Source organism: Kitasatospora sp. NPDC127035 (genome assembly GCF_042726075.1).
Lineage (GTDB): Bacteria > Actinomycetota > Actinomycetes > Streptomycetales > Streptomycetaceae > Kitasatospora.
Genome location: NZ_JBHXDN010000020.1, coordinates 129,997 through 140,422 on the forward strand (window position 1 = coordinate 129,997; position 10,426 = coordinate 140,422).

Annotated in this window: 9 protein-coding genes; 6 read left to right on the forward strand and 3 right to left on the reverse strand. The window is 75.1% G+C overall.

From position 1 onward, the window contains the following. The first annotated feature begins 75 nt into the window (after positions 1 to 75). Positions 76 to 1,131 (forward strand): TIGR04222 domain-containing membrane protein, encoded by a 1,056-nt coding sequence (locus tag ACFWIC_RS16830; protein ID WP_380519167.1) that lies wholly within the window; start codon positions 76 to 78, stop codon positions 1,129 to 1,131. An 86-nt stretch (positions 1,132 to 1,217) separates the two neighbouring features. After that, positions 1,218 to 1,994, forward strand: a complete 777-nt coding sequence (locus ACFWIC_RS16835; RefSeq protein WP_329876419.1) for a TIGR04222 domain-containing membrane protein — start codon at positions 1,218 to 1,220, stop codon at positions 1,992 to 1,994. A 117-nt stretch (positions 1,995 to 2,111) separates the two neighbouring features. Here ACFWIC_RS16835 and hemQ read toward each other — a convergent pair whose 3' ends face one another. Both hemQ and hemG read right to left on the reverse strand, forming a co-directional pair. After that, positions 2,112 to 2,825: a hydrogen peroxide-dependent heme synthase gene (gene hemQ, locus ACFWIC_RS16840; protein ID WP_329876421.1), complete on the reverse strand. Its 714-nt coding sequence runs from the start codon at positions 2,823 to 2,825 to the stop codon at positions 2,112 to 2,114. Then, positions 2,822 to 4,258: a protoporphyrinogen oxidase gene (gene hemG, locus ACFWIC_RS16845; protein ID WP_329876423.1), complete on the reverse strand. Its 1,437-nt coding sequence runs from the start codon at positions 4,256 to 4,258 to the stop codon at positions 2,822 to 2,824. The genes hemQ and hemG overlap by 4 nt, the downstream gene beginning before the upstream one ends. Positions 4,259 to 4,709: 451 nt before the next feature. Between hemG and ACFWIC_RS16850 the strand changes: the two genes are divergently transcribed. Next, positions 4,710 to 5,795, forward strand: coding sequence for a DUF4349 domain-containing protein (locus tag ACFWIC_RS16850; protein WP_380519169.1), 1,086 nt, complete (start codon positions 4,710 to 4,712; stop codon positions 5,793 to 5,795). An 83-nt stretch (positions 5,796 to 5,878) separates the two neighbouring features. Here the strand turns inward: ACFWIC_RS16850 and hemE are convergent, their stop codons facing one another. Beyond that, positions 5,879 to 6,892, reverse strand: a complete 1,014-nt coding sequence (gene hemE / locus ACFWIC_RS16855; RefSeq protein ID WP_329876460.1) for a uroporphyrinogen decarboxylase — start codon at positions 6,890 to 6,892, stop codon at positions 5,879 to 5,881. Between the two features lie 247 nt (positions 6,893 to 7,139). Here hemE and ACFWIC_RS16860 point away from each other — a divergent pair, with 247 nt between their 5' ends. The 3 genes from ACFWIC_RS16860 to ACFWIC_RS16870 all read left to right on the forward strand — a co-directional run bounded on the left by ACFWIC_RS16860 (position 7,140) and on the right by ACFWIC_RS16870 (position 10,343). After that, positions 7,140 to 7,802, forward strand: coding sequence for a DUF3000 domain-containing protein (locus ACFWIC_RS16860; protein ID WP_380519171.1), 663 nt, complete (start codon positions 7,140 to 7,142; stop codon positions 7,800 to 7,802). Positions 7,803 to 8,121: 319 nt separating this feature from the next. Further along, the gene (locus ACFWIC_RS16865) at positions 8,122 to 8,841 is read left to right on the forward strand and encodes a response regulator transcription factor (protein WP_327681609.1); all 720 of its coding nucleotides are present in this window, start codon (positions 8,122 to 8,124) and stop codon (positions 8,839 to 8,841) included. 251 nt (positions 8,842 to 9,092) lie between these two features. Next, positions 9,093 to 10,343 (forward strand): ribonuclease D, encoded by a 1,251-nt coding sequence (locus ACFWIC_RS16870; RefSeq protein WP_329876431.1) that lies wholly within the window; start codon positions 9,093 to 9,095, stop codon positions 10,341 to 10,343. Positions 10,344 to 10,426 lie beyond the last annotated feature (83 nt).

A 10,426-nucleotide genomic window follows, 5' to 3' on the forward strand; every position in this document is an offset into this window, starting at 1 on the left:
CCGCACCGGGCCGCCAGGCCCCGCGCACCAGAACGAGCGGCACCAGAACGCTCACGTCCCGGGGGGAATCCGCCCATGTGGCACAACAGCTACTTCCTCGTCCCCGCCCTCCTGCTGTTCGCCGCCGCGCTGTACGCCGCGCAGGCCAAGCGGGCCGCCAAGCGCGTGCCGTCCCCCAAGGGCCTGCCCGGCCGCGGCCTGCCGCTGCTGGACACCGCCTTCCTCGCCGGCGGCCCCGGCCGGGTCTTCGACACCGCCTTCGTCCGGATGCACCGGGACGGCCGCGCCGTCCTGAACCGCGCCGGCCTCGTCACCCTCACCGGCACCCTGGCGTTCGACGCCGTCGACCAGGCCGTCATCGAGGCGGCCGGCCCGTCCCGGAGCGGCGAGCTCGGCGCCCTGCGCCGCGCGGTGATGCGCTCCGCCGCCGTCCAGGAGATCGGCGACCGGCTCGCCGACCGCGGTCTGCTGCGCGACCCCGTGCGGCTGCGGCGGGCCAGGTCCGCCCGCCGGCTGCTCTGGATAGCCCTGCTCGACGTGGTGGTCTTCGCCGTCGCCGCCTACCTGCTGGACTCCGACGAGCCCGGCTACGACCGCCCGGCGCTCTGGGCCCCGCTGGTCATGCTCGGGTTCGGCCTGTTCTCGCTGCCGGCCAGCTGGCCGCTCAAGGGCCGGATCACGCCCGCCGGGCGGCGTCAGCTCACTCTGATGAACACCGGCAAGCCGTGGAAGCCCTCCGACCGGCCGGCCCCCCTGCACGCCCGCGACGCCACGTTGCTCGGTGCCGTGGCGCTCGGCGGCCTCGCCACCGCCGAGCTGGCCGACGAGCAGCTGCGGGAGGCGATGCTCGCCTCGGCGGCGGCCGACCAGGCCGCCCGGTCCGCCGCCCACACCGGCGCCGGCTCCTCCTCGTCCTCCTCGTCCGGCTCGTCCTCCTCGTCCTGCGGCACCGCGGGCACCTGGTGCGGCTCCTCCTCCGACTCCGGTTCCTCCGGTTCGGGCTGCGGCGGAAGCAGCGGCTGCGGGTCGTCGAGCGGCGGGTCCTCCTCGTCGAGCTGCGGGTCGAGCTCCGGGTCCTCCTGCAGCTCCTCCTCCAGCTGCGGCGGAGGCGGAGGCGGCTGCGGTTCCTGACCACCGCCCGCCCCGGACGTCACAGTTCGGTATCGCGGTCCGGGAATGCGTTCCACCCACGACGGCGGCGGGTCTACAACAACCCCATGTGGTTGCTCTTCCTGCTCCCGGCCTGCGTCGCCGCGGTCCTCTCCTGCATCCGGCTGGTCCGGACGGCCGCGACCGCCGACGCCCTGGCCGGGCAGGAGGGCCCACGGCCGGCCGAGGCGGTCGGGATCGGGCTCTACGAGACGGCCTACCTGGCCGGCGGCCCGGACCGGGTGGTGGAGCTGGCACTCGTCCTGATGGCGTCCCGGGGCCGGCTGCACCTGGCCCACACCGGGTGGACGACGGTCGTCGACCCGCGCGGCCGCAGCCGGCTCGAACGCGCGGTGCTCGCCACCGTCGGCCCCGAGGGCCAGTGCCGCACGGACGACCTGCGCGAGGCGATGGGCGCCCACCCCACCGTGCTGGAGATCGGCAGCCGGCTCTCGCTCGCCGGGCTGGCGACCCCGGCGGCCGTCCAGCGGCGCACCGTCCTGGTGATCCGGCAGGTCCGGCAGGCGCTGTTGCTCTCGCTGGTCCTGCTGGCCGCCGCGCTGGCCACCGGCGTCCTGGTGGACGGTGACGCGCTGGCACCGCTGGCCTGGTTCTCGCTGCCGCTGGTGCTCACCGCCGGGACCCTGCTGATGGCCCGGGTCGACGTCTACCCGTACACCGGTTGGGCCTCGCCGGTCGGCCAGGAGGTGCTCCGCGAAGTCCGCCCACCGCGCCAGCACGGCCTCACCGACGACGACGAGCGCGAACTGTTCACCGCCGTCGCCATGAACGGCACCGACGCCCACCCCGACGCCCGCCTCCGCGCGGCCCTCCGCCGGCACTGAGGGTCCGGCCGGACCGGCGGCCCCGACCACGCCACGACGCCCGGACGCAGCGATGCCGGCCTGCCGGGACGAGCCCCGCAGACCGGCGTCCTCGGCCGCGTTCGACGGCCGGTGGCCTCAGACGAGGCCGTTGAGCAGCTCGCTGACCGGCTTGCGGCGCCCGGTGAAGAACGGCACCTCCTCGCGGACGTGCAGCCGGGCCCGGGAGGGGCGCAGGTCGCGCATCAGGTCCACGATGCGGTGCAGCTCGTCCGCCTCGAAGGCGAGCAGCCACTCGTAGTCGCCCAGCGCGAACGAGGCGACCGTGTTGGCCCGCACGTCCGGGTAGCCGCGCGCCATCTGGCCGTGCTCGGCGAGCATCGCGCGCCGCTCGGCGTCCGGCAGCAGGTACCACTCGTAGGAGCGGACGAACGGGTAGACGCACACGTAGTCGCGCGGGCGTTCGTCGGCGAGGAACGCCGGGATGTGCGACTTGTTGAACTCGGCCGGGCGGTGCAGCGCCATGTTCGACCAGACCGGCTCCAGCTCCCGGCCCAGGCCGGTGCGGCGGAAGCGGTTGTACGCCTCCTGGAGGTCGTCGGAGTCGGCGGCGTGCCACCAGACCAGGATGTCGGCGTCGGCGCGCAGACCGGACACGTCGTAGGTACCGCGCACCGTGACGTCCTTGGCGTCGAGCTGGGCGAACAGCTCGTCCACCTCGGCGGCCAGGCCGGTGCGGTCCTCGGGCAGTGCGCCCTTGAGCTTGAACACCGACCACATGGTGTAGCGGATGACCTGGTTCAGGTCCCGTGCCTTCTTCTTCTCCGGCTGCTGCTCAACGGTCTCAGTCATGCGCCCATTGTCCTCTCGGTGACGTTCTCCCCGGTCAGCGGGGTCAGCACTCCGTCGAGCCCGGCGACGGCCGTCCGGGCGCTCGCGATGCACGCCGGGATGCCCACCCCGTCGTACGCGGCCCCGCACAGCGCCAGCGCGCCGACCCGGTCCGCGGCAGCCCGGATCCGGGCCACCCTGTCCAGGTGGCCGACCGGGTACTGCGGCAGGCCGGCCCGCCAACGGGTGACGGCGGTGTCGTACGGGCGGGCGGTCAGTCCGATCGCCTCGCCCAGGTCGGCCAGCGATCCGGCGACCAGTTCCTCGTCCGGCAGTTCCAGCGGCTCCTCCTCGCGCAGCCGGCCCAGCGAGGTGCGCAGCACGAACGCGTCCGGGGCGGAGCGCTCCAGCCAGCCCCACTTGTTGGAGGAGAAGGTCGACGCCTTGATCCGGCGGCCGTCCACCGGCGGCACCAGGAAGCCGCTGCCGGCCGGCGGCTCCGGCAGGTCGGAACGCCGGAACGCCAGGGTGACCAGGGCCATCCCCGCGTACTCGACGGCGTCCAGCTCGACGGCCGCGGCCGGTGCGTCGGCGCGCAGCAGCCGGGCGGCGGCGGGCGCGGGCACGGCCAGCACCACGGCGGTGGCGTGCAGTTCCCCGCCGTCGCCGGTCGCGACCCGCCAGCCGTCCGGGGTGCGGCGCAGCCCGGTCACGGCGGTGCGGGTGCGCAGGTCGACGCCGGCTCCGGCGCAGGCGGCGGCGACCGCCGTCGGCAGGGTGCCGAGGCCGCCGCGCAGACCCTGGAAGACGGGGGTCCCGGCGGTCTGCGGCCGGGTGGCCAGTTCGTGCACGCCGGCGACCAGCGAGCCGCCGCCGCGGGCGACGGGCAGCAGGGCGGGGACGGCGGCACGCAGCGAGATCTCGTCGGCGCGGCCGGCGTAGACACCTCCGAGCAGCGGCTCGACCAGCCGGTCCACCACCTCGCGGCCGAGCCGGTCGGCGACGTACCGCCCGATCGCGACGTCGTCCGTGACGGCCTCGCCGGCCCCCTCGTGCCGGGCCCGTTCCAGGCCCTCGGCGCTCAGTACCCCGGAGGCCTCCAGCGCGGCGAGGTCTCCCGGAACGCCCATCACCTGTCCGCCGGGCAGGGGCCGCAGCGCGCCCCTCGTCCAGATCGCGGCCCTGGCGGTGGTCGGCGGTTCCAGTTCCCCGTCCAGTCCGACCGCGCGCGCCAGGTCGACCGCCTCGGGCCGCCGGGCCAGCATCGACTCGGCCCCGAGGTCCACCCGGACCCCGCCCACCTCGCCGCCCCAGAGCTTCCCGCCCAGCCGGTCGGACGCCTCCAGCAGCGTCACCCGCGCCCGGGCCGCTCCCCCGGCGGCCCCGCTGAGCACGGCGGCCGCGGTCAGCCCCGCGATCCCGCCGCCGATCACGACGACATGTGCTTGCGACATGCCTCGCAGTCTTGCAGGTCTTTACACCTTTGCCTCAATCCGCCCGCTTCCGCCCGTTCGAGGCCCCGGGGGCGGGGGCGGGCGCGACATCCGCGCGCGCCACGTCCGGTCGGGGTCGTACGGGAGGTCGGCGCCCGGATGTCCGGCGGGGCGGTGCGGCGGGGTGACGGCGGCACTGCTGCGGCGGGCGGGGAGCGTGGTGGAGACGGTCCGACGCCTTGTCCGGGCCGCAGCCGAGCTGTGATCGAGCTGCGACCTCCGGAGCGGGTCCGATCCGGCTCCGCGCCCGTCGAATGGTCCGGGTGCCGGAAGGAATCGGCGCCGGAACTGTGGACGCGGGGAGGACTCGATCGTGGAACGAGGACGGCGGAGAGCGGGGGCGCTGGCGGCGGTGGCCGTGGCGGCGGTACTGGCCGGGGGGTGCAGCGCGTCCGACAAGAGGGACAGCAGCATGAGCGGCAACGCGGCGCCGGCGGTCGCCGGTGACGCGGCGGCACCGGCAGCCGCGCCGGCCGCGCCGGCCGCACCCGGTGCGGCGGGTGCGGCCTCGGCCGCTCAGAAGGCCGCGCCGGAGGCGGGTGCCGGCAAGCCGAACGCGGTGCCGGTGGCGGACACCCGTCAGATCGCCTACAGCGCGCAGTTGTCCGTCCGGGTGGCGAAGGCGGACGCCGCGCTGGCGCGGGCCCGCGACCTGGCGGTCGGGGCGGGCGGCTACGTGGCGAGCGAGACGGTGAGCGGTTCCGCCGGGGTCCCCGGCGGCGGAGGGGGTGGCAAGCGCCCGGTCGACATGGATCCGCCCGGCCCGCAGAGCGGGCAGCTGACGGTGAAGGTGCCGTCGGCGGCGTTCCAGCAGACGCTGGACCAGCTGGCCGGGCTGGGCGAGGTGTTGTCCCGCCGCAGCCAGGCGGACGACCTGACCCAGCAGGTCGCGGACGTCGGCAGCCGGGTGCAGACCCAGCAGGTGAGCGTGGACCGGGTCCGGGCGCTGATGGCGCAGGCGAAGACGCTGGCCGAGATCACCAGCCTGGAGGGCGAGTTGAGCCGCCGCGAGGCGGACCTGGAGTCCCTGCAGAAGCAGCTGAAGGAGCTGTCGGCGAAGACCTCGCTGTCCACCATCACGCTGGACGTCCGGCAGCGGGCGGACACCCCGGCGCCGGACGAGCCGGATGCCGAGGACGACGACGGCTTCTGGACCTCGGTCGGTGACGCGCTGGGCGGCGGCTGGGACGTGCTGGCGGCGATCGTGCGCGGCGTCGCGGTCGCGGTGGCCGCGGCGGCGCCGTTCCTGCTGGTCGCCGGACCGGTGGCGCTGGTGCTCTGGGTGCTGCGCCGGCGGCGGCGGGCCGGAGCGGGGACGGCACCGGTCACCCCGGTCACCCCGGACGGTCAAGGTGGGCAGGGCGGTCAGGGCGGGCAGGGCGGTCAGGGCGATCGGCCGGCGGCACCCGAGGTCCCCGCCGCCCCCGTCGAGAGCCCGAAGGTCCCGGCCGTCCCGCCCGGGCGCCCGGGCGCTCCCGGGGAGGGCGGGGAGGAGTAGCTCAGCAGCGCAACCGCCGGTACGGCGGCGGGACCCCTCCGGGAGGTCCCGCCGCCGTACCGGCGCGCGCCGGCCCGCAGACCTCAGCGGGCGCTGGACTCGTGGACGAAGGCGACGAGGCGGCTGAGCGCGTCCGGGTCCATGCTGGGCAGCACGCCGTGGCCGAGGTTGAAGATGTGGCCGCTGGTGCCGAGCGCCCGGGCGGCCTGCAGCACCTCGCGCGCCTTGGCCTCGACGGCCCGGGTCGGAGCGAACAGCACGGCCGGGTCGAGGTTGCCCTGCAGGGCCTTGCCGGGGCCGACCCGCTCGGCGGCGACGTCCAGCGGGACCCGCCAGTCGACGCCGACCACGTCCGCGCCGGCCTCGCCCATCAGGCCGAGCAGCTCGCCGGTGCCGACGCCGAAGTGGATCCGCGGGACGCCGTAGCCGGCGACGGCGTCGAACACCTTGGTGCTGGCCGGCATGACCGAGCGCCGGTAGTCGTCCGGAGCGAGCGCGCCGACCCAGGAGTCGAAGAGCTGGACCGCGGAGACGCCCGCCTCGATCTGCACCTTGAGGAAGGCCGAGGTGATGTCGGCCAGCCGGTCGACCAGGGCGGCCCACAGCTCGGGCTCGCCGTACATCATGGCCTTGGTGTTCTCGTGGTTCTTGGACGGGCCGCCCTCGACCAGGTAGCTGGCCAGCGTGTAGGGCGCGCCGGCGAAGCCGATCAGCGGGGTGGAGCCGAGCTCGTCGACGAGCAGGCCGATCGCCTCGGTGATGTAGGGGACGTCGTCCGGCTCCAGCGGGCGCAGCCGCCGGAGGTCCTCGAAGGTACGGATCGGGTCGGCGATGACCGGACCGATGCCGGGCTTGATGTCGACGTCGATGCCGACCGCCTTGAGCGGCACCACGATGTCGCTGAAGAAGATCGCCGCGTCCACCTGGTGCCGGCGCACCGGCTGGAGGGTGATCTCCTTGACCAGCTCGGGCCGCATGCAGGACTCCAGCATGGGGATGCCCTCGCGGACCTTCAGGTACTCGGGCAGCGAGCGGCCGGCCTGGCGCATGAACCACACCGGGGTGTGCGGTACCGGCTCGTGCCGGCAGGCCCGCAGGAACGCGGAGTCGTACGCGGCGCCGCGGCGCGCGGGGGGCTGCTGGCCGGGGGCGGCGCCTGCCTGGGCGGCTGCCGTGGTGTCTGCCGTTGTCTCGCTCACGCCCCAAATCTTCGCACGCGGCCCGGACCGGCCCCCTCGCCCGGTCTCGTCGGTTCCTCCAAGATCTGGCCGGATTGCCCTCCCGGCGCGCCGCGCGGAAAGAAGTTGCGGCGATTAACCGAGTTTTCGACCTAGTCTTCGGGTCATGGCAGCGGTCGGAGGGCACCCCGCACAGGGTGGCGGAGCAGGTGGCGGAACGGGTCGGGAGGCGGCGCCGAGCGAGTTCCGGGCCGCCGTGGAGGCGTTCTCCGGAGCTCGGCTCCGCCCCGAGGTCGTCCTCTCCCCCGCCCCCGCGCCGCGCCGGCTCGCCCCGTTCGCGTTCGCGGTGACCGCCGCCGTCGAGGTCGACGGCGAGGAGCTCGCCGACGGCCGGCTGGTGCTGCTGCACGACCCCGCCGGCCAGGAGGCCTGGAACGGGGACTTCCGCGTGGTCACCATGACCCGGGCGGAGCTGGAACCGGAGATGGCCGGCGACCCGATGCTCTCCGAGGTCGGCTGGGCCTGGCTGCTCGACGCGTTGCAGGCGCACGGCGCCGGGTACGCGGAGGCCTCCGGCACGGTGACCCGGTGCGCCTCGCAGTACTTCGGCGGGCTGGCGGACCGCGAGTCCAGCACCGAGATCGAGATCCGGGCGTCCTGGACGCCGGCCGACGGCCGTTTCGAACGGCACCTCGCGGCCTGGGGGGACCTGCTCTGCATCAGCGCGGGTCTGCCGCCGGTCGCCCCGGCCCCGCAGTCACCGGCCGACGTCGCGTCACTCGGTGGAGTGGTCCCGATGCCCGCGCGACGGCGCCCGCGCTCGCACTGACGAGTGGCGCCCGGGATGCCCGGCGCCGCCGTGCCCGGCATGTCCTCCAGGGCTGACGACGTGTGATCCCACGCGGGCCCTCCGTCAACGAACCGCTCGAACCTGACCACTCCGCGATCGATCTGATCGATTTTGTGCGATTTCCAGGCACCTCGTATCAGTCACTTGCGCGATTTGTCCGTATTGTTACTCACTAGATCGTGATCTTTCGCTAAAGCCGGGCACGGATGATGCCGAAGCAGACTGTGACCCTTTCCGAACGCGGAACACTCCGACCGCCCCCTCGGGGTTCCGTCCGCCACTCCCCGCAGGAGGCCTGGTGTCGGTCCTTCTTGAGCACCCCGCAAACGTGGTCGCCTACCGGCCGACCAAGCCCACCGCCATGGTGGTCATCGCCGATCCCCGCGTCCGAAACACCGTCACCCGCCACCTCTGGGCGCTCGGCGTCCGGGACGTGATCGAGGTGTCCTCGATCGCCGAGGCCCGCCCCCGGGTCTCCACCCCCCGCGACATCTGCGTCGCCGACGTCCACCTCCCCGACGGCTCCGGACTCACCATCCTCGCCGAGACCCGCGCCGCGGGCTGGCCCAACGGGCTCGCGCTGTCCGCCGCCGACGACATCGGCGCGGTCCGCAGCGCGCTGGCCGGCGGTGTGAAGGGCTACGTCGTCACCGGCACCCGCACCAACGTCGCGATGCCGGGTCGCCCCGGCCTCCCCCTCGGCGCCGGCGGCCTCGCCGGACGGATGCGGCGCCCCGGCATGCCGGGCATGCCCGGTGCGGCCGGCGCTCCGGGCGGCGCGCCCGGGGCCCCCGGTGCGCCGGGAGCCCAGCAGGCCGCCTACCGCGAGCTCTCCGGCCGGGAGGTGGAGGTGCTGCGGCTGGTCGCCGAGGGCCAGTCGAACAAGGCGATCGGCGTGGCGATGGGCCTCTCCGCGCTCACGGTGAAGAGCCACCTCGCCCGGATCGCCCGCAAGCTGGGCACCGGGGACCGCGCCGGGATGGTCGCGGTCGCCCTGCGCACCGGCATCATCCACTGACCCTGGTGGACCGCCGCGGCGGCCTGGAGGAACGTTTCTGTACCGTCGCCCGCCCGTCTCCGGGCCGCTCGTGATCCACGGCTCCGCCCCGGGGAGATGTCTCCCCGGGGCGGAGCCGTGGACGGCCCCGCTCCGGATCGGCGGCCGTCGACACCCGATCAGGGCGCCCCGGAGGCGCACGGGCAGGTCACAAAGCGGTCTGACCAGTCCGACAACACTCCCGGCTGCGGGGACCGTCGTACCCTTGGTAGGTGACCGACGCCGTAGCAGCCATCCCAGAAGAAGCAGCCCCGGTCCCGCTCCTGGAGCCGAAGGAGGGGATCCCTCCGGTCGTGGCGGACGAGCAGGCGCTTGCCGCCACCGTCGCCGCCTTCGCCGCGGGAACCGGACCGGTCGCCGTCGATGCCGAGCGGGCCTCCGGCTACCGCTACGGCCAACGGGCGTACCTCATCCAGCTGCGCCGCGCGGGCGCCGGTACCGCGCTGATCGACCCCATCGCCTGCCCCGACCTCAGCGGGCTGGGCGAGGCCCTCGCGGACACCGAATGGGTGGTGCACGCCGCCACCCAGGACCTGCCCTGCCTGGCCGAGGTCGGCATGAGACCCCGGCGGCTGTTCGACACCGAGCTGGCCGGGCGGATCGCCGGCTTCGCGCGGGTCGGACTCGGGCCGATGACCGAGAGCGTGCTCGGGCTGAGCCTGGCCAAGGAGCACTCCGCGGTCGACTGGTCCACCCGGCCGCTGCCCGAACCGTGGCTCCGCTACGCCGCTCTGGACGTCGAGGTGCTGGTCGAGCTGCGCGACGCGCTCGAACGGGAGCTGGACGCCCAGGGCAAGCTCGACTGGGCCCTGGAGGAGTTCGCCGCGATCGCCGCGGCGCCCCGCCCCGCCCCGCGGACCGACCCGTGGCGCCGCACCTCGCAGCTGCACAAGGTGCGCCGGCGGCGCCAGCTGGCCGTGGTGCGCGAGCTCTGGCTGGCCCGCGACCGGATGGCCCAGGAACGGGACGTCTCGCCGGGCCGGGTGCTCTCGGACGCGGCGATCGTCAACGCCGCGCTCGCCATGCCCCTGAACATCGCCGCGCTCCAGGGCGTCCAGGGCTTCGGCCCGCGGGTGCACCGGCGCCAGCTGGAGCAGTGGCTGGCCGCCGTCCAGCGCGGCCGGGAGGTGCCGGAGAACCAGCTGCCGCCGTCCGCGGCGCCGCACGACGGCCCCCCGCCGCCGCGGGCCTGGGCCGAGAAGGACCCGGTGGCCGCCGCCCGGCTGACCGGCGCGCGGGCCGCCGTCACCGATCTGGCCGAGTCGCACAACCTCCCCGCCGAGAACCTGATCACGCCGGACCTCGTCCGCCGGGTCGCGTGGGAGCCGCCGGCCGGCGCCGGCGCCGGGGAGGTGGCCGCGGCGCTGCGCCGGCTGGGCGCCCGCCAGTGGCAGGTGGACCTGGTCGCGCCCGCGCTGGCCACGGCCTTCGCGGAGGCCGCCGCCGCCGAGCAGCAGGACTGAGCGGTCGGACGTGGGAGCTGGGGTTGCAAACCGCGGTGGGGGGGGACCCAACACACACAATATTTAAAAAAAAGACAGCCCAA